The organism is Burkholderia sp. Ac-20344, from assembly GCF_017104975.1.
Lineage (GTDB): Bacteria > Pseudomonadota > Gammaproteobacteria > Burkholderiales > Burkholderiaceae > Burkholderia.
This window is the reverse complement of the sequence record NZ_JAAGPP010000016.1, coordinates 1-23988: the sequence shown is the minus strand read 5'-3', so window position 1 is coordinate 23988 and position 23988 is coordinate 1. Positions and strand designations below refer to the sequence as shown.

At 67.0% G+C, this 23988-nt stretch carries 22 protein-coding genes and 1 pseudogene; 6 read left to right on the top strand and 17 right to left on the bottom strand.

The window, feature by feature from the left end; genetic code table 11:
* Nucleotides 1–5 precede the first annotated feature (5 nt).
* The 3 genes from folP to G3N64_RS07885 form a co-directional block, all read right to left on the bottom strand.
* Nucleotides 6–902 (bottom strand): dihydropteroate synthase, encoded by an 897-nt coding sequence (folP, locus tag G3N64_RS07895; protein WP_205783381.1) that lies wholly within the window; start codon nucleotides 900–902, stop codon nucleotides 6–8.
* Nucleotides 903–972: 70 nt separating this feature from the next.
* A complete protein-coding gene (gene ftsH / locus G3N64_RS07890) occupies nucleotides 973–2871 on the bottom strand; it encodes an ATP-dependent zinc metalloprotease FtsH (protein WP_205783325.1) in 1899 nt (632 codons plus the stop codon).
* A gap of 166 nt (nucleotides 2872–3037) precedes the next feature.
* Complete coding sequence (locus tag G3N64_RS07885) at nucleotides 3038–3700, bottom strand: RlmE family RNA methyltransferase (RefSeq protein WP_205783324.1); 663 nt, start codon at nucleotides 3698–3700, stop codon at nucleotides 3038–3040.
* Between the two features lie 193 nt (nucleotides 3701–3893).
* On the opposite strand from G3N64_RS07885, the gene G3N64_RS07880 reads away from it, so the two are divergent.
* Nucleotides 3894–4421, top strand: a complete 528-nt coding sequence (locus tag G3N64_RS07880) for a YhbY family RNA-binding protein (RefSeq protein WP_205783323.1) — start codon at nucleotides 3894–3896, stop codon at nucleotides 4419–4421.
* A gap of 79 nt (nucleotides 4422–4500) precedes the next feature.
* Here G3N64_RS07880 and G3N64_RS07875 read toward each other — a convergent pair whose 3' ends face one another.
* The 8 genes from G3N64_RS07875 to gloB all read right to left on the bottom strand — a co-directional run bounded on the left by G3N64_RS07875 (nucleotide 4501) and on the right by gloB (nucleotide 14990).
* The gene (locus G3N64_RS07875; protein WP_205783322.1) at nucleotides 4501–4959 is read right to left on the bottom strand and encodes a DUF4149 domain-containing protein; all 459 of its coding nucleotides are present in this window, start codon (nucleotides 4957–4959) and stop codon (nucleotides 4501–4503) included.
* A gap of 14 nt (nucleotides 4960–4973) precedes the next feature.
* On the bottom strand, nucleotides 4974–5450 hold the full coding sequence (gene greA / locus G3N64_RS07870) for a transcription elongation factor GreA (protein ID WP_021163362.1): 477 nt from the start codon (nucleotides 5448–5450) through the stop codon (nucleotides 4974–4976).
* A gap of 118 nt (nucleotides 5451–5568) precedes the next feature.
* The gene (carB, locus tag G3N64_RS07865) at nucleotides 5569–8823 is read right to left on the bottom strand and encodes a carbamoyl-phosphate synthase large subunit (protein WP_205783321.1); all 3255 of its coding nucleotides are present in this window, start codon (nucleotides 8821–8823) and stop codon (nucleotides 5569–5571) included.
* Nucleotides 8824–8872: 49 nt separating this feature from the next.
* On the bottom strand, nucleotides 8873–9532 hold the full coding sequence (leuE, locus tag G3N64_RS07860; protein WP_205783320.1) for a leucine efflux protein LeuE: 660 nt from the start codon (nucleotides 9530–9532) through the stop codon (nucleotides 8873–8875).
* Between the two features lie 37 nt (nucleotides 9533–9569).
* Nucleotides 9570–10715: a glutamine-hydrolyzing carbamoyl-phosphate synthase small subunit gene (gene carA / locus G3N64_RS07855; RefSeq protein WP_205783319.1), complete on the bottom strand. Its 1146-nt coding sequence runs from the start codon at nucleotides 10713–10715 to the stop codon at nucleotides 9570–9572.
* 366 nt (nucleotides 10716–11081) lie between these two features.
* Entirely contained in the window at nucleotides 11082–12299 is a 1218-nt protein-coding gene (locus G3N64_RS07850) for an MFS transporter (protein WP_205783318.1), read from the bottom strand.
* 158 nt (nucleotides 12300–12457) lie between these two features.
* Nucleotides 12458–14032, bottom strand: a complete 1575-nt coding sequence (locus G3N64_RS07845) for a transglycosylase SLT domain-containing protein (RefSeq protein WP_205783317.1) — start codon at nucleotides 14030–14032, stop codon at nucleotides 12458–12460.
* Nucleotides 14033–14183: 151 nt separating this feature from the next.
* Entirely contained in the window at nucleotides 14184–14990 is an 807-nt protein-coding gene (gloB, locus tag G3N64_RS07840; protein WP_205783315.1) for a hydroxyacylglutathione hydrolase, read from the bottom strand.
* A gap of 18 nt (nucleotides 14991–15008) precedes the next feature.
* On the opposite strand from gloB, the gene G3N64_RS07835 reads away from it, so the two are divergent.
* The 3 genes from G3N64_RS07835 to dnaQ are packed head-to-tail and all read left to right on the top strand — an operon-like array spanning nucleotide 15009 to nucleotide 17034.
* Nucleotides 15009–15821 carry a class I SAM-dependent methyltransferase gene (locus G3N64_RS07835; protein ID WP_175003338.1) on the top strand — a complete coding sequence of 271 codons (813 nt, stop codon included), beginning with the start codon at nucleotides 15009–15011 and terminating at the stop codon, nucleotides 15819–15821.
* Complete coding sequence (gene rnhA, locus G3N64_RS07830) at nucleotides 15818–16261, top strand: ribonuclease HI (protein WP_039347704.1); 444 nt, start codon at nucleotides 15818–15820, stop codon at nucleotides 16259–16261. Before G3N64_RS07835 ends, rnhA begins: the two co-directional genes overlap by 4 nt.
* 38 nt (nucleotides 16262–16299) lie before the next feature.
* The gene (gene dnaQ, locus G3N64_RS07825) at nucleotides 16300–17034 is read left to right on the top strand and encodes a DNA polymerase III subunit epsilon (protein WP_205783310.1); all 735 of its coding nucleotides are present in this window, start codon (nucleotides 16300–16302) and stop codon (nucleotides 17032–17034) included.
* A gap of 36 nt (nucleotides 17035–17070) precedes the next feature.
* Here the strand turns inward: dnaQ and G3N64_RS07820 are convergent, their stop codons facing one another.
* Nucleotides 17071–17403 carry a YnfA family protein gene (locus tag G3N64_RS07820; protein WP_205783309.1) on the bottom strand — a complete coding sequence of 111 codons (333 nt, stop codon included), beginning with the start codon at nucleotides 17401–17403 and terminating at the stop codon, nucleotides 17071–17073.
* A gap of 540 nt (nucleotides 17404–17943) precedes the next feature.
* Here G3N64_RS07820 and proP point away from each other — a divergent pair.
* Nucleotides 17944–19431: a glycine betaine/L-proline transporter ProP gene (gene proP / locus G3N64_RS07815; RefSeq protein ID WP_205783307.1), complete on the top strand. Its 1488-nt coding sequence runs from the start codon at nucleotides 17944–17946 to the stop codon at nucleotides 19429–19431.
* Nucleotides 19432–19539: 108 nt separating this feature from the next.
* Here proP and G3N64_RS07810 read toward each other — a convergent pair whose 3' ends face one another.
* Nucleotides 19540–19746: a hypothetical protein gene (locus G3N64_RS07810; RefSeq protein WP_205783305.1), complete on the bottom strand. Its 207-nt coding sequence runs from the start codon at nucleotides 19744–19746 to the stop codon at nucleotides 19540–19542.
* 171 nt (nucleotides 19747–19917) lie between these two features.
* On the bottom strand, nucleotides 19918–20547 hold the full coding sequence (locus tag G3N64_RS07805) for a glutathione S-transferase (protein WP_205783303.1): 630 nt from the start codon (nucleotides 20545–20547) through the stop codon (nucleotides 19918–19920).
* A gap of 308 nt (nucleotides 20548–20855) precedes the next feature.
* Here G3N64_RS07805 and G3N64_RS07800 point away from each other — a divergent pair, with 308 nt between their 5' ends.
* Entirely contained in the window at nucleotides 20856–22073 is a 1218-nt protein-coding gene (locus G3N64_RS07800; RefSeq protein ID WP_205783301.1) for a polyhydroxyalkanoate depolymerase, read from the top strand.
* A gap of 7 nt (nucleotides 22074–22080) precedes the next feature.
* Here G3N64_RS07800 and G3N64_RS07795 read toward each other — a convergent pair whose 3' ends face one another.
* The 3 genes and pseudogenes from G3N64_RS07795 to G3N64_RS07785 form a co-directional block, all read right to left on the bottom strand.
* Nucleotides 22081–22725, bottom strand: coding sequence for a phosphoribosyltransferase family protein (locus G3N64_RS07795; protein ID WP_205783299.1), 645 nt, complete (start codon nucleotides 22723–22725; stop codon nucleotides 22081–22083).
* A 125-nt stretch (nucleotides 22726–22850) separates the two neighbouring features.
* Nucleotides 22851–23372, bottom strand: a complete 522-nt coding sequence (locus G3N64_RS07790) for a phospholipase D-like domain-containing protein (RefSeq protein ID WP_205783297.1) — start codon at nucleotides 23370–23372, stop codon at nucleotides 22851–22853.
* A 117-nt stretch (nucleotides 23373–23489) separates the two neighbouring features.
* Nucleotides 23490–23988, bottom strand: a pseudogene (locus G3N64_RS07785) (hypothetical protein); the annotation flags it as partial.

Genomic DNA, 23988 nt, shown 5'->3' with positions numbered 1-23988 from the left:
CTGACTTATCGTTGCCGCGCGGCTTCGCGCACGGCATTCCAGATTTTCAGTGCATCGACCGTCGCCGCGACGTCGTGCACGCGCACGATCGCCGCCCCGCGCTCGGCCGCGCACAACGCAGCCGCCACGCTCGCCGCGACGCGCTCCATCGGCGGCTTGCCGCCGATCACCGCGCCGAGCATCGACTTGCGCGACATACCGGCAAGTATCGGATACGCGCGCCCGTCGGGCCGCGCGGGTGCCGTGTCCGGCAACGCGGCCAGCAGCGCATAGTTGTCGTCGACGACCGCCTTGCCGAACCCGAAGCCGGGATCGACACAGATCCGCTCCGGCGCAATGCCCGCGTCGCGCAGCGCCTGTGCGCGCGCGGCGAGAAAATCGCGCACGTCGGTCACGACGTCGCCGTAATCGGGTTCGCCGACCTGCATCGTCTGTGGTTCACCGAGCATGTGCATCGCGCACAACCCGCAGTTGCCTTCGCGCACCGCGTCGATCGCCCCCGGCTGGCGGAACCCCCAGATGTCGTTGATCAGGTCGGCACCAGCGGCGAGCGCCGCGCGCATCACGACCGGCTTGTAGGTATCGATCGACAGCGGCACGTTCAGCGGCCGCAGCGCTTCGACGAGCGGGATCACGCGCGCGAGTTCCTCGTCGAGCGGCACGGGCGGCGCGCCAGGGCGCGTCGACTCGCCGCCGATATCGAGGAGGTCGACGCCTTCGGCAATCATCCGCTCGGCCTGGCGCAGCGCATCGTCGCGCGCGAGGAAGCGGCCGCCGTCGGAGAACGAATCGGGCGTGGCGTTGAGGATGCCCATCACGAGCGGGCGTTCGAACGTCAGTTCGAAACGGCCGCACTGAAGTGGCGCGGGAATGAACGGGGAGGCGGAATCGGACACGAGCAACTGGCGTGAATGAATGCAAAACGGGCCGGTGTGAAGCCACACCAGCCCGTGAACGGCGCGAAAGCGGAGATTATGCCGCCGGCGAAGCAGGCGCCGGCGCGTTGCCGGGCTTCACCTCGGCGCTGCTGCCGCCACCCGACGAATCGCCGCCGACAGCCGGCGAGCTCTTCGGCGAACGCGGCGGACGGCCTTCCATGATGTCGTTGATCTGATCGGCGTCGATCGTCTCCCACTCCATCAGCGCAGCGGTCATCGCTTCGACCTTGTCGCGGTTCTCTTCGAGCAGGCGGCGCGCAAGGCCGTACTGTTCGTCGAGCACGCGGCGGATTTCCGAATCGACCTTCTGCTGCGTCGCTTCCGAGATCGTGCGCGTGAAGCCACGGCCGAACGGCGATGCATCGTTCTCGTCGTCGACATAGACCATCGGCCCGAGCGCGTCGGTCATGCCGAAACGGGCCACCATCGCGCGTGCCGTCTGCGTTGCCTTGTTGAAGTCGTCCGATGCGCCGGTGCTGACGAGGTTCATGAACAGCTCTTCCGCCACCCGGCCACCGAACAGGATCGCGAGGCGATCCAGCAGGTAGTCCTTCGAGTACGTTTCGTTGTCATGCTCCGGCAGCTGCCACGTGACACCCAGCGCGCGACCGCGCGGGATGATCGTGACCTTGTGCACGGGGTCGGCCTTCGGCAACAGCTTCGCGATCACCGCGTGGCCCGACTCGTGATAAGCGGTCGCACGCTTTGCTTCCTCGCGGATCACGGCCGACTTGCGCTCCGGACCCATGAAGATCTTGTCCTTCGCGTCTTCGAAATCCTGCATCTCGACGATCCGCTTGCCGCGGCGTGCGGCGAACAGCGCAGCCTCGTTTACGAGGTTCGCGAGATCGGCGCCCGAGAAGCCCGGCGTGCCGCGCGCGATGACTGCCGCATCGACGTCGTTCGCGATCGGTACCTTGCGCAGGTGCACACGCATGATCTGTTCGCGGCCGCGGATGTCCGGCAGGCCGACGTAGACCTGGCGGTCGAAACGGCCCGGACGCAGCAGCGCCTTGTCGAGCACGTCGGAACGGTTGGTTGCAGCGATCACGATCACGCCCGAGTTCGCCTCGAAGCCGTCCATCTCGACGAGCATCTGGTTCAGCGTCTGTTCGCGTTCGTCGTTGCCGCCGCCCATGCCGGCGCCGCGATGACGGCCGACCGCGTCGATTTCGTCGATGAACACGATGCACGGTGCGTGCTTCTTCGCCTGCTCGAACATGTCGCGCACACGGGCCGCGCCGACGCCGACGAACATTTCGACGAAGTCCGAACCCGAGATGCTGAAGAACGGCACCTTCGCCTCACCCGCGATCGCGCGGGCCAGCAGCGTCTTGCCGGTACCCGGGGGGCCGACGAGCAGCACGCCGCGCGGAATGCGACCGCCCAGCTTCTGGAATTTCTGCGGGTCGCGCAGGAAGTCGACGAGCTCGGACACTTCTTCCTTCGCTTCGTCGCAGCCCGCGACGTCGGAGAAGTTCACCGCGTTGTTGTTCTCGTCGATCAGCCGCGCGCGCGATTTCCCGAACGAGAATGCGCCGCCTTTGCCGCCCCCCTGCATCTGCCTCATCATGTAGAACCAGAACACGATGATCAGGATCGTCGGCCCGAGGTAGTACAGCGCGGACATCAGCGCATTCGGCTCGTCGTCGGCCTTGCCGCTGACCTGCACGCCGTACTTCATCAGATCGCCAACCATCCAGATGTCGCCGGGCGACACGATCTGGTATTTCTGGCCATCAGCCGGAGTGACGGTGAGGTTGCGCCCCTGAACGATGACGTTCTTGACCTTGCCGTTCTTGGCGTCGTCCATGAACTGCGAATAGGACACGCCTTCCTGGACGCGGGGCTTGTCGAACTGCTTGAACACCGTAAACAGCACCAGTGCGATCACCAGCCACACCGCTGCCTTCGAAAACATATTGTTGTTCAAAGCACCACTCCTTCACTCGTAGACGAGCGCCTACATTTTCCTTGCGGCGCCCCTCGGTCATTCTAATCCAGTCCGACCACCCTCGCCATAAGCATTGACAACCGCCGCGATAGCGCTTCGCTTGTCTGGCAAGGGCCGGAGCCCGTTTGCGGCACCTCGTTGCGCATCAGCGCGGACGTTTCAGATGCCGACCCAAAATGAACGTTTCGGACGATTTGTCGCGGGACGCCTTCGGCTTGCGCGGCGCGACGGTCTTAAACTGCTGTTTGAATTTCTCGACGATCTGGCTGTAGCCGCTGCCGTGAAAACATTTCACGAGCAGCGCACCGTCCGGCTTCAGATGGTTCTGCGCGAATTCGAGCGCCAGATCGCACAGATGCTCGATGCGCGCCGCGTCCGCCGAGGCCACGCCAGAGAGGTTGGGGGCCATGTCGGAAATAACAAGGTCCACCGCGCGCCCTTCGAGCACTTCCTCGAGCTGGTGAAGGACTTCATCCTCGCGGAAGTCGCCCTGCAGGAAGTGGACGTCGGCGATCGGCTCCATCGGCAGGATGTCGAGCGCCACGATCGTGCCGTCGATGCCGCCTTCGCGTTCCACGTCACGCTTCTTGCCCTGCGCGAGCTTGTTGCGGGCATACTGGCTCCAGCTGCCCGGCGTCGCGCCGAGGTCGACGATCACCTGGCCCGGACGGATCAGCTTGTCCTGCTCGTCGATTTCCTTCAGCTTGTACGCGGCGCGCGCGCGATAGCCCTCCCGCTGCGCCATTTTGACGTACGGGTCGTTGATGTGGTCGTGCAGCCAGTGCTGGTTGAAGCGGTTTTTTGCCATTCGAGAGAGAGATTGCTGCCAATTGCTTCGTGAAGCCGCGCTTTTAGCGGATAATACGCGTCTTCTTCGCGCGGCTGCGGCCCCTTTTCAGGCCCAAGCCGCGATTTTACGTGGTTTCGGCGCACGGCTGACGCGGTAACTTCCCGCAATCGCTTTTCAGTCAGCGCGCCCTTATTTAGATTTCGACATTTCCATGCCCGCCCTTTCGCTTTCTCCCGCCGAGCGCTCCGCGCTGCGCTCCCAGGCCCATGCGCTCAAGCCCGTCGTGCTGATCGGCGCCGAAGGGCTGACCGATGCCGTGCTGAACGAAATCAAGGTGCACCTCGACGCGCACCAGCTGATCAAGATCCGCGTGTTCGGCGACGAGCGCGACGAGCGCATCGCGATCTACGACGAGATCTGCGATCGCCTGAGCGCGGCGCCGATCCAGCACATCGGCAAGCTGCTGGTGATCTGGAAGCCCGAAGCCGCCGCAGCGGCCCCGGCTCGCGGCCGTCGTGCCGGCACGCTGCCGAGCGCGGCCGAAGCCGTCGACGACAAGAAAGGCCGTGCACCGCGCACCGTCAAGGTCGTCAAGGTGTCGCCGAACGCGAGCCCCGTGCGTCGCCCGCGGCCGACGAAGGTCGTCGTGCGCGGCAACGAGCGCGTGACGGCAGGCGGTAACGTGAAGCGCGCCAAGAAGCGCCAGGCCAGCACGAAGCGTCCGTTCCAGGACAAGTAAGCATCGGGGCGGCACGGCTGCACCGTGCCGCCACCCTGCCCGCGGGCCCGGCGTCGGCCGGGCCTGCGTGGCACTCGCCTCAGGCGTCGCGCGCCGGCAGGCGCCAGATCAGCATCAGCCCCAGCACGCTCTCGACGAGATAGAACACGCTCGAGACGCCGTGCAGCATCCCGAAGCGGCTCGCATATGGCGAGTTCGCGATATCGGTGCCTGCATCCATCGCGGCTACCCGCAGCGCGTTCATGAACGGCTGCAGCGCGAAATACCCGACCAGCACGCACACGACCATCGCGGCGACGATCCAGCGCACGCGGCGATATTCGCTGCTGCCGCGCCGCACCTGCTGGTTCGACAATACGAGCAGCAGCACGCCGCACACGACACCGAGGATCGCCTCGATACGGAACAGCTGGGCGGCGACCGAGCCGGCCGTCATCCGCTCCAGCGTCTTGAACAGCACGGGCGCGACCGCATACCCGATCGTCAGCAGGCTGCCGACCCACACGGCCGACAGCAGACGGAACACGCGATGCGGCATTACGTCGCCCCGCTTCAGATGTAGCTGACCGAGATAATTTCGTACTCGCGCACGCCGCTCGGCGCCTGCACGGCCGCGACGTCGCCTTCGGACTTGCCGATCAGCGCGCGCGCGATCGGCGAGCTGACCGAGATCAGGCCATGATCGATATCGGCTTCGTCGTCGCCGACGATCTGGTACTTGACGGTGTCGCCCGACTCGAGATCCTCGAGTTCGACGGTCGATGCGAAAACCACGCGGCCTTCGGCATCGAGCACGGTGGGATCGATGACCTGCGCGGCCGACAGCTTCGACTCGATTTCCGCGATACGACCCTCGATGAAGCCCTGCTTTTCCTTCGCGGCATCGTATTCGGCATTTTCGGACAGGTCGCCCTGTGCGCGGGCCTCCGCGATCGCGTTGATCACGGCCGGCCGCTCGACGGACTTGAGGCGCTGCAATTCATCGCGCAGTTGCTCTGCGCCACGCTTTGTCAACGGAATGGTGCTCATAAACGGCTCAATCGCTAATAACGGCTTTAAAAAAAATCACCGCGATTAAGCGCGTTTCCGATGCACTGGAAACACCGCCTAATCGCGGCACGTGTTGCTTCTACAGGTAACTGACTGCTTAGTTTAGGCGAGCGTGAAGACCTTGTAAATCATAGACTTCCAGATCCTTCAGGTAGCGCAAGCCTTCGACTGCCGCGCGCGCGCCCGACATCGTCGTGTAGTACGTGACCTTGTGTGCCTGCGCGCTCATGCGGATCGAACGCGAATCGGCGATCGCCTGGCGCGTTTCGTCGACCGTCGTGAACACGAGTGCGATCTCGCCGTTCTTGATCATGTCGACGATGTGCGGACGGCCGTCCTTCACCTTGTTCACGACCTTCACCGGCACACCGGCCGCTTCGATCGCGGCAGCCGTGCCCTTGGTTGCGACGATCGGGTAGCCGAGGTCGTGCAGCATGCGCGCGACTTCGACCGCCTTCGGCTTGTCGGCGTCCATCACGGTCAGCAGCACCGTGCCCGACTCCGGCAGGCGCGAACCGGCCGCGAGCTGCGACTTGAACAGCGCTTCGCCGAACGTCTGGCCGACACCCATCACTTCGCCGGTCGAACGCATTTCAGGCCCGAGGACCGGATCGACGGTCGGGAACTTGACGAACGGGAACACGGCTTCCTTCACGCTGAAGTACGGCGGCTCGACTTCCTTCGTCACGCCCTGCTGCGCGAGCTTCTGGCCGACCATCGCGCGCGCCGCGATCTTCGCGAGCGGCAGGCTGGTCGCCTTCGACACGTACGGCACCGTGCGCGATGCGCGCGGGTTCACTTCCAGCACGTAGATGATGTCCTGCTTCGAACCGTCCGCCTGCGGCACCTGCTGGATCGCGAACTGCACGTTCATCAGGCCGACCACGTTCAGCGCCTTCGCCATCGCGCCCGTCTGGCGCTTCAGCTCGGCCACGGTTTCCTTCGACAGCGAGTACGGCGGCAGCGAGCATGCCGAGTCGCCCGAGTGGACGCCCGCCTGCTCGATGTGCTCCATCACGCCGCCGATGAACACGGCGTCGCCGTCGCAGATGCAGTCGACGTCGCACTCGATCGCATCGTTCAGGAAGCGGTCGAGCAGCACCGGCGAATCATTCGACACCTTCACGGCCTCGCGCATGTAGCGCTCGAGGTCGCGCGGCTCGTGGACGATTTCCATCGCGCGGCCGCCCAGCACGTACGACGGGCGCACGACCAGCGGATAGCCGATTTCAGCGGCCAGCGCGAGCGCTTCGTCTTCGGCGCGCGCGGTGCGGTTCGGCGGCTGGCGCAGGCCGAGGTCCTGCAGCAGCTTCTGGAAGCGTTCGCGGTCTTCGGCCGCGTCGATCATGTCCGGCGACGTGCCGACGATCGGCACGCCGTGCGCCTCGAGGTCGAGCGCGAGCTTCAGCGGCGTCTGGCCGCCGTACTGGACGATCACGCCGACCGGCTTTTCCTTGTCGACGATCTCGAGCACGTCCTCGAGCGTCAGCGGCTCGAAGTACAGGCGATCGGACGTGTCATAGTCGGTCGACACCGTTTCCGGGTTGCAGTTGACCATGATCGTTTCGTAGCCGTCCTCGCGCATCGCGAGCGCAGCGTGCACGCAGCAGTAGTCGAACTCGATGCCCTGGCCGATCCGGTTCGGGCCGCCGCCCAGCACCATGATCTTCTTGTTGGTGGTCGGCTGCGCCTCGCACTCTTCCTCGTAGGTCGAGTACATGTACGCGGTTTTCGTCGCGAATTCGGCCGCGCAGGTGTCGACGCGCTTGTAGACCGGGCGCACGTTGAGTTCGATGCGGCGCTTGCGGACGTCTTCCGGCGTCGCGCCGAGCAACTTCGCGAGGCGGCGGTCGGAGAAGCCGCTCTGCTTCAGGTAGCGCAGCTCGTCGAACGTCAGCGATGCGAGCGTGCGGCCGGCGAGCGCCTTTTCCTTCAGGACGATCTGCTCGATCTGCTCGAGGAACCACGGATCGATCGCGGTTTCCGCGAAGATTTCCTGGGCCGTCATGCCGATGCGGAAGGCATCGCCGACGTACCAGATGCGGTCCGGGCCCGGCTCGTGGATCTCGATTGCGATCTCGTCGCGGTCGGTCGACTTCTCGTCGAGACCGTCGACACCGACTTCGAGGCCGCGCAGCGCCTTCTGGAACGATTCCTGGAACGTGCGGCCGATCGCCATCACTTCGCCGACCGACTTCATCTGCGTCGTCAGGCGCGAATCGGCTTCGCGGAATTTCTCGAACGCGAAGCGCGGGATCTTCGTGACGACGTAGTCGATCGTCGGCTCGAACGACGCCGGGGTCTGGCCGCCGGTGATTTCGTTCTTCAGCTCGTCGAGCGTGTAGCCGACTGCCAGCTTCGCCGCGACCTTCGCGATCGGGAAGCCGGTGGCCTTCGACGCGAGCGCCGACGAACGCGACACGCGCGGGTTCATTTCGATGACGACCATGCGGCCGTCGCGCGGGTTGATCGAGAACTGCACGTTCGAGCCGCCCGTGTCGACGCCGATCTCGCGCAGCACCGCGAGCGATGCGTTACGCAGGATCTGGTATTCCTTGTCGGTGAGCGTCTGCGCCGGCGCGACCGTGATCGAGTCGCCGGTGTGCACGCCCATCGGGTCGAGGTTCTCGATCGAGCAGACGATGATGCAGTTGTCGGCGCGGTCGCGCACGACTTCCATCTCGTATTCCTTCCAGCCGAGCAGCGACTCTTCGATCAGCAGCTCGCGCGTGGGCGAGAGATCCAGGCCGCGCTTGCAGATCTCTTCGAACTCTTCGCGGTTGTATGCAATGCCGCCGCCCGAGCCGCCGAGCGTGAACGACGGACGGATCACGACCGGGTAGCCGCTGCCGCCGGTGAGCGCCATGATCTCGGCGTGCACCTGGGTCGCTTCTTCCATCGAGTGCGCGACGCCCGACTTCGCGGAGCCGAGACCGATCTTGGTCATCGCGTCCTTGAACTTCTGGCGGTCTTCCGCCTTGTCGATCGCTTCCGGCGACGCGCCGATCAGCTCGACGCCGAACTTCTCGAGCACGCCGTGGTGGTGCAGGTCGAGCGCGCAGTTCAGCGCAGTCTGGCCGCCCATCGTCGGCAGGATCGCGTCCGGGCGCTCCTTCTCGATGATGCGCGCGACGACTTCCCACGTGATCGGCTCGATGTAGGTCACGTCGGCCGTGTTCGGGTCGGTCATGATCGTCGCCGGGTTGCTGTTGACGAGAACGACCTTGTAGCCCTCCTCACGCAACGCCTTGCAAGCCTGCGCGCCCGAATAGTCGAACTCGCACGCCTGGCCGATGATGATCGGGCCGGCGCCGATGATGAGGATGCTCTTGATGTCTGTGCGTTTTGGCATGGCTTGTGAATTCAATAAGTAATCGTTGTCGTGGGTCGGCCGGCTGCGCTCAGCTCATCGTGGCGAGCGCGAGCTTCACCGAGAAACCGATGAACAGGCCGCCCACGCTGCTCGCCGCGCCTGCTGCAAGCTTGCGGCGGCGGCGGAAGTGCTCGGCAAGGCGCGCACCCGCGAAGATCAGCGTGCTCAGGTACAGGAAGCTCGCGCATTGCGCGATTGCCCCGAGCACGACGAACGACAGCGCGGGATGCGGGAATGCCGGGTCGACGAACTGGATGAAGAACGAGATGAAGAACAGGATCGCCTTCGGATTCAGCAGGCTCACGATCAGCGCCTTGCGGAACGGCCGCTCGCCGTCGACCGCGGGCGGCACGTCGGCCGTCGCATGGGCCGGCGCGCGCAGCTTCTGCCACGCGCTGCGCAGCATGCCGGTACCGATGTAGAGCAGATACGCGGCGCCGCCGTACTTGACGACGGAGAACAGCAGCGGATTCGCCTTCAGCAGCGACGCGACGCCGGCGGCGGACAGCACCATCAGCACCGTGTCGCCGACGAACACGCCGCACGCCGCGCGATAGCCGGCCCTCACGCCGCGCTGCGCCGCGAGCGACAGCACGTACATCGAGTTCGGCCCCGGCAGCAGGATGATGAAGATCACGCCGAACACGTAGGTCCAGATATCCGTGATGCCGAGTGCGTGGCCGAACATGATGCGAATCTCCCGTCCTTGGGTTGCGTCGGTGACGTTAAGCGTTGCGCTGCTTCGCCGCGTCCATCAGCGCGGTGAAACGGTCGAACAGGTAGCCGATGTCGTGCGGGCCGGGCGACGCTTCCGGGTGGCCCTGGAAGCAGAATGCCGGCTTGTCGGTCAGCTCGAAGCCCTGCAGCGTGCCGTCGAACAGCGACACGTGCGTCACGCGCGCGTTGGCCGGCAGCGAATCGGCATCGACCGCGAAGCCGTGGTTCTGCGACGTGATCACGACCCGGCCGTCGCCGAGATCCTTCACCGGGTGGTTCGCGCCGTGGTGGCCCGTCTTCATCTTCAGCGTCTTCGCGCCGACCGCGAGGCCCATGATCTGGTGACCCAGGCAGATGCCGAAGGTCGGCACGCCGCGCGCGATGAATTCCTTCGTGGCCGCGATCGCGTAGTCGCACGGCTCCGGATCGCCAGGGCCGTTCGACAGGAACACGCCGTCCGGATTCAGCGCGAGCGCATCTTCCGCGCTCGCCTGTGCCGGCAGCACCGTCACGTGGCAGCCGCGCTCCGCGAGCATGCGCAGGATGTTGTACTTGACGCCGAAATCGTACGCGACGACGCGGTACTTCGGCGCTTCCTGCATGCCATAGCCGCCTTCGAGGCGCCATTCGGTCTGCTTCCACTCGAACGGCTTCGTGGTCGACACGACCTTCGCGAGATCCATGCCCGCGAGACCCGGGAACGAGCGTGCGAGCTCGATTGCCTTCGCTTCGTCGTCCGAGCCCGTCAGGATGCAGCCGTTCTGCGCGCCCTTGTCGCGCAGGATGCGGGTCAGCTTGCGGGTGTCGATGCCGGCGATCGCGACGACGCCTTCGTCGCGCAGGTAGTCGCCGAGCGTGCGGTCCATGCGGAAATTCGATGCGAGCGACGGCAGATCACGGATGATCAGGCCGGCGGCATGGACTTTCGTGGCTTCGACGTCTTCGGCGTTGACGCCGACGTTGCCGATATGCGGGTAGGTGAGCGTGACGATCTGGCGCGAGTAGCTCGGATCAGTCAGGATTTCCTGATAGCCGGTGATCGCGGTATTGAACACGACTTCGCCGATCGTGTGGCCTTCGGCCCCGATCGAATAACCACGAAAGACCGTGCCGTCGGCGAGTGCAAGCAAGGCGGGAGTAAAAGACGGCAACACGGGAGGCTCCTTGGGGAACACCCAGCTGCCGACCTGTTTACCCTGCCGCGCGAGCGCCGCGCTGCGTGGGCGCGCGTGGTCGCTTGCTGGACGCGGCCTGTGCTGTCGAGACGCGAACCCGGCGCGTGGCGCACGAGGTTTCGCGGCATCGCCCGGCAGGCGGCGTGCGGCGGATGAACGGGATGAATGAGGTAGGCGCTAGGGTGCGAGGTTGATCAGCACAAACTTTCAAATTATAGCCTGAAAATGGCCTTATCTTCAATCAATATGGCCGTCCGATCGTGCGCGCTGCGACGCCCTGCGGCGCGCAGCAACGCGCTGCGGCCCCGTTTACGTGGCCGCCCTACCCGTCAGCGTACCGCCGGATCAGTGCGCTTGGCCAGCACCGCGCGCGGGCCAGACGTACCAGACCGCGCTCGCGAGCTGCAGCGCGAGCAGCACGCCCCACGCGGCGAAGTGCGCGGCAGCCGGATAGTGGCCGTCGACCGCGGGCCAGTGCGACAGCACCGCGCCGACACCGATCTGGAACGCAAAGATCAGCAGGAAAATCACGAGCGTGAGCGTCGTGTTCGCGCGGCCGATCAGGTGGGCAGGAAAATGGCCGGCCATCACCGCGTAGGTCAGGATGCCGACGCCGCCGAACATCCCGTAGGCGGCCCACAGCACGGCAGGCGGTAACGGCACGCGCGCGACGATCGCGGCCTGCGTCGCGACGAACAGCGCCATGCCGACGCCGCAGAACGCGTACACGGACACGCCGCGCCGCTCGAGCACGCGCGCCGCCGCGCCGAAGCCGACGCAGCCGGCCATCATCGCGAAACCGAGCACCGACACGAGGCGCGCAGCATGCGGCGCATCGAACCCCGCGGCGTCGCGCAGGTACGGCCCGACCCACAGCGACTGCATCGCGTAGAACACGCCCTGCGTGACGACGGAGAACGACGAGATCTTCCAGAACGCGCGGCTGCTCAGGATGTGCCACGTGCCCTTGAACTGGCTGACGAGCCCGCCCTGGTGGCGCACCTGCTTCGCTTCCGGCGCGCCCAGGCCGATCGACGCCGCGACGATCACAGTCAGCACCGCGAGGCCGAAACAGATCGCGCGCCAGCTCGTCCAGCCGAGCAGCCAGGTCAGCGGCGAGCCCACCATCACGCCGCCAAGGCCGCCCACGGCCATCACGAGGCCGTTGACGAGCGGCAGCCGGCCAACCGGGAAATGCTGCGCGAGCGCCTTGAACGCCGCGCCGAGACACACCGATACGCCGACGCCGATCAGCAGCCGGCCAACCATCATCGTGCCGAGGCCGTGCGCGGCGCCGAACACGGCCGCACCCGCGGCCGCGAACAGCAGCATGCCGGCCGTCACGCGGCGCGGGCCGAAGTGATCGAGCATCACGCCGGCCGGGATCTGCGCGCCCGCGAAGCCGAGGAAATAGAGACTGGTGAGCAGGCCGAGATCGGCGGCCGACAACCCGAGCTCGTGCGTGACGAACGGCGCGAAGCCCAGATTGACGCCGCGAAACACATACGACACGAAATACCCGACCGAAAACAGCGCGAGCACCCTCACCTGCACCGACGACATCGCTTCCCCTTGTTATAAAGAAGACATGCGACGCAGCGCCCCCGCGCCGCGCACAAACAAAAACGCCGTCACCTCGGTGACGGCGTTTCGTCGCATTTCGTCGGATGATAGCGCAATCGCGCGAACCGGGCCGGCCGCACGATGCGTTCGCGACTGCGTTACTTCTTCTTGCCCTTGAGCGCTGCGGCCTTGGCCGGCGCCGCTTTCGCGGGCGCCGCCTTCGCCGATTTGGCCGCCGGCTTCGCCGCGCCGCGCTTCGCGCCGTGCGACTTGCCGCCCACCGCCAGGCTCGCGCGCTCGATATGCGCACCGCCGGCCGACGTCGCGATCCGCTCCGGACCGGGTTCCGCCGGCACCGAACGGCCGACCGGCACGTGCAGCACGAGCGCCTGGCCCGGCATCGCGAGATCGCGGTGCGTGCGGTTCCACGCCTTGAGCTGGCCGACCGACACGCCGTAGCGGCCGGCGATCGCCGCCATCGACTGCTTGCGGCGCACGCGGATCAGCATCTTGCGCGTGTCGGGTACGTCGGGTTCCATCGCGAGCGCGCCGTTTTCGGCGACGTCGGCGCTGATGTCCTCGTCGTCGTCGTCGCCGCGCGGCACGACGATCGTCGAGCCCGGCTTCAGGCGCATGCCTGCCGGAATCTTGTTGATCGACATCAGCGTATCGGCGTCCACGCCGATCTTCTCGGCGATCGCGGCCGGCCGCGCACGCTCGCTGACCGTATAGGTGGTCCACGACGAAAGCTGGCCGTTGTACCCCTTCAGGTTCTTCTCGAAGGCCGATGCGTTGTCGAACGGCAGCAGGATCTGCGGCTCGGTCGCGCCGAGGATCACCGGCTTCGAGAACGACGGGTTCAGCGAGCGGAATTCGTCGAGCGGCAGGTTCGCGAGCTTCGCGGCGACCGCGACGTCGATGTCGCGCGACGTCGTGACCGTCACGAAATACGGGTGGTTCGGGATGTCCGGCAGCGTCAGGCCATACTGCTTCGGGCTCGCGATGATGTTCTTCACCGCCTGCAGCTTCGGCACGTAGTTGCGCGTCTCGTTCGGCATCCGCAGGCTCAGGTAGTCGGTCGGCAGGCCGGCCGCCTGGTTGCGCGCGATCGCGCGCTGCACGTTGCCCTCGCCCCAGTTGTACGCGGCCAGCGCGAGATACCAGTCGCCGAACATGTCATGCAGGCGCGACAGGTAGTCGAGCGCGGCGCTCGTCGACGCGAGCACGTCGCGGCGCTCGTCCTGCCACATGTTGCGCTTCAGGTTGTACGTGCGGCCCGTGCCGGGCATGAACTGCCACATGCCGGCCGCCTTCGCGACCGACAGCGCCTGCGGGTTGTACGCGGACTCGATGAACGGCAGCAGCGCGAGCTCGGTCGGCATGTGACGCGCCTCGAGCTCCTCGACGATGTGATACAGGTACTTCTGCGAGCGCTCGGTCATGCGCTGCACGTAATCCGGGCGCTGCGTGTACCACGTGGTCTGCATGTCGACGAGGTCGGTCTGCAGGTCGGGCATCTGGAAACCGCGGCGGATGCGGCCCCAGAGATCCGAGTCGGCACTGGTCAGGTCGCCGACGGATTGCTTGTCGACGTCGACAGTTTCTTTGGCGGTGGCTGATTTACGGAGGTAGTTGGACGTCGCCTGCGAATCGGCGGCGTTGTTGGCGACAGGGGCCTGGCTCGCACAAGCGGCGAGTAGCAGAACCACCATCGCACTCAATATAAGTCGCATGAAAATCTCGGCTTCCGACGGCTGGAAATTGCAGGCGATACTACGGAAGTGCGTGCTTCACGTCAATAAAAACACCGAAAACTCAGCGAAATCCTACATTTGGAGCAATTTTTACAGACACCGCTTGAGCTTTGGAGTCCTCCGAAAATCATCATCGGAACCGGTTTTTCCACTCGCGCATCAGCGTGAACGCCGTCAGACGATCCGGCACCGTTTCGTGCAGCTCGGCCTCGAGCGTCGCGCGGATCACCTCGCTGTCCGCCCGCATGAACGGGTTGACGGCACGTTCATGCGCGATCGTAGTGGGCAGTGTCGGCACGCCGCGCGCGCGCAGCGCCTGCGCGGCGTCGCGCCACCCGGCGAGCGCCGCATTGCCGGGCTCGCACGCGAGCGCGAAGCGGATGTTGGACAGCGTGTATTCGTGTGCGCAATGCACGTGCGTGTCGCCCGGCAGCGCCGCGAGCGCATCGAGCGATGCAAGCATCTGCGCGGGCGTGCCTTCGAACAGGCGGCCGCAGCCGCACGAGAACAGCGTGTCGCCGCAGAACACGTGCGGCGCCGCGGCGCCCTGCCCGGCCGCCTGGAAATAGGCGATGTGGCCGCGCGTATGGCCCGGCACGTCGAGCACGTCGAACGTGGCGGCCGGCGCGTCGAGCGTCACGCGCGCGCCGCCCGAGAGCGGCTGCGTGACCACGCCGATCGCCTCGGCCGCAGGGCCGTAAACGGCGAGCGGAACGTCGTCCGGTTGGCTATCGCGCAGTGCCGCGACACCGCCGACGTGGTCGGCGTGATGGTGCGTGAGTAAAATAGCGGTCAACCGCCAGCCTCGTTCGGCAAGAACGCGGCGCACCGGCGCGGCTTCACCCGGATCGACGGCGATCGCATCGCGGCCGTCCGAGACGAGCCAGATATAGTTGTCTTCGAATGCCGGAACCGGCACGTATTCCAGCTCGTTCATGGGCGCGCAATCATCGTTATGTCTGACCGTCAAATTATAGACTGGCCCGCCTGGACCGACTCGCCGCCCGGCCGCTACGTGCTGGACTGGGAGCAGGCGCAGCTCGACCGGATCGTGTCCGACGTCTTCGGGTTCCACGCGCTGCAGCTCGGCCTGCCGCAGCTCGACGCGCTGCGCGAGAACCGCATGCCGTATCGCGGCCTCGTGCTCGATCCGGCGAGCGGCGCGAGCGCGCCGTACCAGTATCCGTGGGCACGCGAAGCGCATGCGCCCGAGCACGCGCCCGACGGCCGCAGCACGACCTGGTGCGACCTGCTCGACCTGCCGTTCGAGTCGCAGAGCGTCGACCTGATCGTGATGCCGCACACGCTAGAATTCACGTCCGACCCGCACCGCCTGCTGCGCGAAGCCGAGCGCGTGCTGATGCCGGAAGGCCAGCTCGTGATCACCGGCTTCAATTCGCTCAGCCTGTGGGGCATGCGGCAATCGTTCGGGCGCATGGCGAACCGTCCGTTCGTGCCGGCCACGCGCGACCAGATCGCGTTCATCCGGCTCAAGGACTGGATCAAGCTGCTCGGCTTCGACCTCGAACGCGGCCGCTTCGGCTGCTACCGGCCGCCGCTCGTCACCGACAAGTGGCTGGCCCGCTACGGCTTCATGGAAGCCGCCGGCGACCGCTGGTGGCCGATCTTCGGCGCCGTCTACATGGTGACGGCCGTCAAGCGCGTGCGCGGCATGCGCCTCGTCGGCCAGATCAGGATGAAGAAGCCCGTGCTCGCGCCGGGCCTGACGCCGGCGGCCTCCCCGACCACTCATCAAGAACATTCATGACAACCGACACCATCGACATCTATACCGACGGCGCCTGCAAGGGCAACCCCGGCCCCGGCGGCTGGGGCGCACTGATGCGCTACGGCGACAAGGAGAAAGAGCTGTTCGGCGGCGAGCCCAACACGACCAACAACCGCATGGAGCTGATGGGCGTGATCGCCGCGCTCGAAGCGCTGAAGCGGCCGTGCCAGGTGATCGTGCATACCGACTCGCAATACGTGCAGAAAGGCATCAGCGAGTGGATCCACGGCTGGAAGAAAAAGGGCTGGGTCACCGCGGCGAAGACACCCGTGAAGAACGCCGACCTGTGGAAGCGGCTCGACGCGCTCGTCGCGCAGCACGAGGTCGAGTGGCGCTGGGTCAAGGGTCACGCCGGCCATCCCGAAAACGAGCGCGCGGACGCGCTCGCGAATCGCGGCGTCGAATCGCTCACGGCCTGAACGCGGGCCGCTCCCCTGTTTCCTTCGTTTTTCCCGACATGCGCCAGATCATTCTCGATACCGAAACCACCGGCCTGAACGCCCGCACGGGCGACCGCCTCATCGAAATCGGCTGCGTCGAGCTGCTGAACCGGCGGCTCACCGGCAACAACCTGCACTTCTACGTGAACCCCGAGCGCGACAGCGATCCGGGCGCACTGGCGGTGCACGGGCTCACGACCGAATTCCTCAGCGACAAGCCGAAATTCGCGGAAGTCGCCGACCAGATTCGCGACTTCGTGAAGGACGCCGAGCTGATCATCCACAACGCACCGTTCGACCTTGGCTTCCTCGACGCCGAATTCGCGCGGCTCAACCTGCCGCCATTCACCGAGCATTGCGGCGGCGTGATCGACACGCTGGTGCAGGCCAAGCAGATGTTCCCCGGCAAGCGCAACTCGCTCGACGCGCTGTGCGACCGCTTCGGCATCAGCAACGCGCACCGTACGCTGCACGGCGCACTGCTCGACTCGGAGCTGCTCGCCGAGGTGTATCTCGCGATGACGCGCGGCCAGGACAGCCTCGTGATCGACATGCTCGACGACGCGGGCGCCGACGGCGGTGCAGCGAACGGCCAGCGCGTGTCGCTCGCCGCGCTCGAGCTGCCCGTGGTGGCCGCGAGCGACGACGAGCTCGCCGCGCACCAGGCGCAGCTCGACGAACTCGACAAGTCGGTCAAGGGCACGTGCGTGTGGCGCACGTCCGCCGACGCGGGCGCCGCCGAAACGGCTTGAAGCAGAAACGGCACGCGGCACGCGCCGCGGCCGCGCTCACGCGCGCGGCTGCAGCGCGATGACCGCCATCCCGCCGAGCGCGAGCGCCGCGCCGGCCACATCCCAGCGGGTCAGCGCAACGCCGTCGACTACCCGCAGCCAGACCAGCGCCACCGCGATATACACCCCGCCGTACGCGGCATAGGTGCGCCCCGCCGCGCTCGGGTGCAGCGTCAGCAGCCACGCGAACAGCGCGAGCGACAGCACGGCCGGCACCAGCAGCCACACCGGCCGGGCCTCCTTCAACACGAGCCAGGGCAGGTAGCAGCCGACGATTTCGGCCAGCGCGGTGGCGGCGAACAGCGCCGCGATCCTCATCAGTTCGGTCATCCGGTTCCTCGTGAATTCGCCCCCGTCACCGGGGGCTGCACGGCCCCGCCGCGCGCCGCCGATCATACCCGAGCCGCCTCCGCCGGACGCCCCGCCAGACGGGCGTTTCCCGGCAATTTGCACGATCATCCGTCATCGTGCTATCATGTCGCCTGTTTCAACATTCAATCTCTGTCTATTCGATTTCGATAGAAGTCCGTCCGCGCGTTGCGGGACAGTGCTTCGACCGAAATTGCACCCACAGGAAAGCCCGCCCGACAGGCCCGCTTTTCTCGTTTCGTTGCCCCTCCGGGGCGCTTGCCGGAACGCCGGACCGATCGTCCGCACCGGCATCTGCCGCCAGCATCACGCGGCCCATTCTTCATGAGCGCACTGTCGCGATGGCCCATCGGGCCCGCGTCGAAGCAGCCCCTTACGGCCCTTTGCTGCCTGTCATGCAGTAAGCGCTTAATGGCCTGCCCCGACGCGCCGCACTCGACACCGCGCTCGCCGGCAAACCGTGTCGGACGGCCCGCCCGTTCGGCGCAGTCAAAGGAGTGCATGACCTTGACCGCAACACACGTCAGCCCGACCGCTGCTTCTTCCTCCGCTTCGTCGTCCGGCGAAGCTCCGCTCGCTGCGGACGACATCACCGTCGTCGACCAGAGCCTCCTCAAGCGCGCCGTCAGCGCAATGGCCATCGGCAATGCGATGGAATGGTTCGACTTCGGCGTCTACAGCTATATCGCCGTCACGCTCGGCAAGGTGTTCTTCCCGTCGAGCAGCCCGTCCGCGCAGCTGCTCGCGACCTTCGGCACGTTCGCGGCCGCGTTCCTCGTGCGCCCGCTCGGCGGCATGGTGTTCGGCCCGCTCGGCGACCGCATCGGCCGCCAGCGCGTGCTCGCCGCCACGATGATCATGATGGCCGTCGGCACCTTCGCGATCGGCCTGATCCCCAGCTATGCGTCGATCGGCATCATGGCGCCCGTGCTGCTGCTCGTCGCGCGTCTCGTGCAGGGCTTCTCGACCGGCGGCGAATACGGCGGTGCGGCCACCTTCATCGCCGAATTCTCGACCGACAAGCGCCGCGGCTTCATGGGCAGCTTCCTCGAGTTCGGCACGCTGATCGGTTACGTGCTGGGCGCCGGCGTCGTCGCGCTGCTCACCGCGTCGCTGTCGCAGGAAGCGCTGCTGTCGTGGGGCTGGCGCGTGCCGTTCCTGATCGCGGGCCCGCTCGGCCTGATCGGTCTCTACATCCGGATGAAGCTCGAGGAAACGCCCGCGTTCAAGCGCCAGGCCGAAGAGCGCGAAGCGCAGGACAAGGCCGTGCCGAAGGCGCGCTTCCGCGAAACGCTGATGCGCAACTGGCGTGCCCTGCTGCTGTGCGTCGGCCTCGTGCTGATCTTCAACGTGACCGACTATATGGTGCTGTCGTACCTGCCGAGCTTCATGTCGTCGACGCTGCACTTCGACGAGTCGCACAGCCTCGTGCTCGTGCTGATCGTGATGGTGCTGATGATGCCGCTGACGCTCGCCGCCGGCCGCCTGTCCGACCGGATCGGCCGCAAGCCCGTGATGCTCGCGGGCTGTGTCGGCCTGCTGGCGCTGTCGATCCCGTCGATGATGCTGATCCATGCGGGCACCACGGCGTCGGTGTTCGGCGGCCTGCTGATCCTCGGCGTGCTGCTGTCGTGCTTTACCGGCGTGATGCCGTCGGCGCTGCCGGCGCTGTTCCCGACCGAGATCCGCTACGGCGCGCTCGCGATCGGCTTCAACGTGTCGGTGTCGCTGTTCGGCGGCACGACGCCGCTCGTCACCGCGTGGCTCGTCGACGTCACGCACAACCTGATGATGCCCGCGTACTACATGATGGGCGCCGCCGTGATCGGCATCGTGTCGGTCGTCGCGCTCGCCGAAACCGCGCGCCAGCCGCTCAAGGGCTCGCCGCCGGCCGTCGCGACGCGCCGCGAAGCCCATCAGCTCGTGCGCCAGATGCGCGAGGACGACGAATCGGAGATGTACAGTGTCGTGTCGCCGGCACGCGCCTGAGCGTCGCCCATGAAAAAGCCCCGGCCGAAGCCGGGGCCCGATCGAACCCGATCCGCCCGACCGGCTTGCGCCGGCCGGGCTTTTTTTATCCATGCGCAGCAAGCGCCGTCATGCCTGCGCTTCGCAGTGGCGGCAGAAAATCAGCGCACGCGAGCGCGACACGGCTGCCTGGGCACCGCGCGCCGCGACGATCAGCCCGACCTGACCGAGATTGAAATCGCGCTCGACCATCAGTTGCGTCAGCGCGGCTAGCGGCAACACGAAGGACGGGTGGTACAGGCTCGATTCGATCAAGGCTTTCATCATGGGCTCCATCAGGCAATGCATATTCGATGGAGTGGATTCTAGGGACCGGTTGCTTCCGGATAAACAGCGCGATTGCGAAGTCACTTGTCAGCCGCCGAGAACAATCGGCAAAGGCTTGCCCGGCAAGGCCGAGCGGGCGGCGGGCAGCGGGCGGGGCCGCGTCGCGCGCCGCCGCGACGCCTAGACGAGTGGCGTTTCGACGAACGCCGGCAGCGCTTCCGCCCGCGCCGAATGCGCGGCCAGTGCCGGATAACGGGCCGAATCGATCCGCGCGAGCGCCGGATAGTCGGCCGCCATGAACTGCGTGAAGCGCCATGCCACTGCGGCCGTCACGTCGGACTGCAGCAGGCGCGCACCACCGAACCAGCCGTTCGCGGCTGCGACGAGCGGCTCCAGTGCGCCGTACGCGCCCTCGATCTGGCTCAGCACGCGCTCGAGCCACGGCGCGTGCTGCTTGTCGGCCGGACGCAGCGCCTGCTCGTAGACGACCTGCACGGTCTTCTCGGCGGCCGCCAGCGCGAAGCCGACCGGCACGAGCGCACGCAGCCGGGCATCGGCGGCATCGGGCAGCAGGCGCCGCTCGGGTGCGACCAGGTGATCGAGATAGTCGACGATCAGCGACGAGTCGAGCAGCGTCGCGCCGTCGCCGGTCACGAGCGTCGGCGCCTTGACGACCGGGTTGATCGCCCTGAACTGCTCGAAATGACGGAACACCGAAATCGACTCGTGCTCGAACGGGAGGTCGAGCAGCTTCGCCGAAATGGCGACACGGCGTACGAACGGGGAATCCAGCATGCCGATCAGCTTCATCGCAAACGCTCCGCTTGAGGGGAATGGGATCGACGACTGTAGCAGCGTCGCGCGGCGTCGCCTAGGGCCCGTTCCCGCCGGCAACGGGCTTGCGCCGGCACCACGAATGCGTTCGCCGAAATAGCGGAACGCGCAGGGCCTGCCTTCGCGCCTTCGCGCCTTCGCGCCCTCGCAGCCTCGCAGCCTCGCATCCTCGCGCCCGTGCGCCCTTGCGCTTGATACGCACACCCGGTCGCGCGCGGGGCTCACGTTGTCCGGCCACAGTGACCATAATGCAAGTTCACGCCCCTTCCGCCCCAAGGTTCGCCATGTGGTATGCCCTCGTCGAGCAGCAGCGGGAATGGATGCGCGCCTGGCGCGCGGCGACGCGGCACGCGTTCGACGCGTGGCCCGCGGCCACGCTGCCGCACGCCGCGTCGTCGTGCTACGACGACCTGTTCGAGCCGCTGCTCGGGCCGCCGGACGGGCCGCCGCGCTTCGACATCGGGTGGCCGGCCGTCGGCGAGCGCGTCGTCGCGCACACGCCGTTCTGCGACCTGCGGCGCTTCGCGCGTGCCGATGCGCGACGCACGGTGCTGCTGTGCGCCCCGCTCGCCGGACATGCGGCCGTGATGATGCGGGAAACCGTCGAGACGCTGCTCGCGGACGGCGACGTCTGCGTGACCGACTGGCGCAATGCGCGCGACGTACCGCTCGCGTCGGGCCGCTTCGGGCTCGACGAGTATGTCGCGACGCTCGACGGCTTCGTCGACGGGCTCGCGCACGACGACCGGCCGCTGCATGTCGTCGCCGTGTGCCAGGCGACCGTGCCGGCGCTCGGCGCGCTCGCGTTGCGTGCCGCGCGCGGCCTGGCACTGCCCGCGAGCGTCACGCTGATCGGCGGCCCGCTCGACGCGCGCCGAAACCCGAGTGCGCTCGGCACCGCCGCCGCCGCCCATTCGCTCGGCTGGTGCCGCCGCCACCTGATCGACGTCGTGCCGCCCGGCTTCGCGGGGCATGGCCGACACGTATTTCCGACCTATCTGCAGCAGGGGGAGATCGCGCTCGTGTACCCGCAGCGCTTCCTGTCGCTGATCGAAGCGTACGCGCTGGCCGCATCGCGCTTCGACATGGCCGGGCTCGCCGGCGCGCGGCGTGCGCTGCTCGAATACACGGCGCTGCTCGACATGCCGGCCGACTATTTCCTCGATACGGTCGATATCGTGTTCCAGCGCATGAGCCTGGCGCACGGCACGTGGGACGTGGGCGGCCAGCGTGTCGATCCGGCCGCTTTGCGCGGCATCGTGCTGCTGACCGTCGAAGGCGCGTGCGACGCGGTCACGGGCGCCGGCCAGACGCATGCGGCGCTCGACCTGTGCAGCGGCCTCGCCGACGACGAGCGCTATCGCATCGACATCGACGACTGCGATCACTACGGGCTGTTTACGGGGGCGCGCTGGCACGGGGATGTCCATCCGATGCTGCAGCGCGTGTTCGCGTGGGCCGAAACCCGCCGCCCTCGCCCGCGCCGCATCAGGCGGACGTGAACCCGCGTCAGAGCCGGGCCGCGTCGAGCAAAGCCCGGACCTCGTCGTCGCTCGTCTGCTCGAAGCGTCCGTAGAACTGGCTGATCCCGAAGAACGGCAGCGGCAGCGACACCGTGACGAACGCGTCGGCCAGATCGTCGAACGCATGCCGTGCGCCCGCCGGCGCGACCGGCGCAGCCGCCACGATCCGCGCCGGATGGCGCTCGCGCAACGCCTGCAGCGCGACGCGCATCGATGCGCCGGTCGCGACGCCGTCGTCGACGACGATCGCGATGCGACCTTCGACCGGCAGCGGCGGCGCCGCACCCCGATACAGCGCTTCGCGGCGATGCAGTTCGACCGTCTCGCGCGCGATTACGTCGGCGAGCTGTTCGCCGGACACGTTCATCGAGCGGAGCACCGAACGCTGCAGATGAATCGCGCCGCCCGTCGCGATCGCACCCATCGCGAGCTCGGGATCGTACGGCACGCCGAGCTTGCGCACGACCAGCACGTCGAGCGGCGCGCGCAGCCCGCAAGCGATCGGATAGGCGACGGGCACGCCGCCGCGCGGCAAGGCGAGCACGACGACGTCGCTCCGCCCCGCGTAATCGCACAACGCGCCGGCCAACTGGCGGCCGGCATCGGCGCGATCGGCAAAACACTCGAACACGATCGGCTCCCTGCCGTTGCGCCGGATACGCGAAACCCGCGTCGGCGCCTGTCAACGAGCATGGTTCATCGGCAGCGCCGATGCAAGCAGGGTCATACCGGCGCGCATGGCGCCGAAGGAAATGGTCAGAGGCCGCCGGCCTGCCGGTACAGCCGCCAGAACGACTGTGCGTAGGATTGCGCAAGCTCGGGCGCGCGCTGGAACACGTTCACCGTTTCCGCATGCGCGGCCGCGCCTTCCGACAGCGTCGTCAGCGCGACGCTGTCGTCGACGATCACGAAGCGCGGCGCAGGATCGCCGTGCCGCGAATCGATCGCCACGTCGATACCCGACGACTTCAGATAGCCCGCGCCGCTGTACCTGCCCGCGCGCGGCGAACGCACGAGCACGACACGCACCTCGATCCCGCGCGAGCGGGCCGCATGCAGCGCGCTCGCGACCGCCGGCGGCACGTGCGTATAACCCGCCAGCAGCACGCGATGCTGCGCCTGCTCGATCAGGTCGACGGTCGCGTCGGCCGCCGCGTTGTCATACGAAAAGTATGTGCCGACCGATGCGGCATCGGACGGAATCTGGGCGGCGTGGGCGCTCGCTGCGCAGCAGAGCGCGGCGAGAAGGAAGGCGGCTGGTCTCATGGCGGGCGCCATTGTAGCGACGCCAATTCGCGTGGCAAGCGCCGGTTGCGATGCTGCTGCGCCGGCGCAACACACAGTGCAAAACCGGTACCCGGCGAACGGGTAACAGCCCGTTTTTCACGCCGTCGATCAGCCTGCCGCGACGCGCGCGAGCCAGCTCGCCACGCCGTCGACGGAACGGAAATCCGCGAGGCTGCGGGCCGGTAGCGCCGGATATGCGCCACCGGCCATCTCGGCCAGCGCGCGGCCGGGGCCGAGCTCGAGGAATGCGGTCGCACCGGCCTCCACGCAGGCGGCAAGACAGGCCGCCCACTCGACCGGCTCCGCGATCTGCCGGGCCAGCTTGTCGAGGCCTGTGTCGATATCGAGCACCGATGCGCCGTCGATGCCCGAAAACAGCCGCGTGCCGGGCAGCGGCCGCCGCACGTGCGTCGCGGCGAGCGACGCGCGAAACACCGGCACGGCCTCGGCGAGCCGGCGCGTGTGCGACGCGATCCGCACGCAGACCGGCGCGACGCGCAGCGCATCAACGGCGCCGCCATGCCGCGGAATAACGCCGATGCGCGCGGGCCGGTCGTCGTGCCAGCGCAGCGGCATCCGGTGGCCCTGCTTCAGCAGCGAGAAGTCG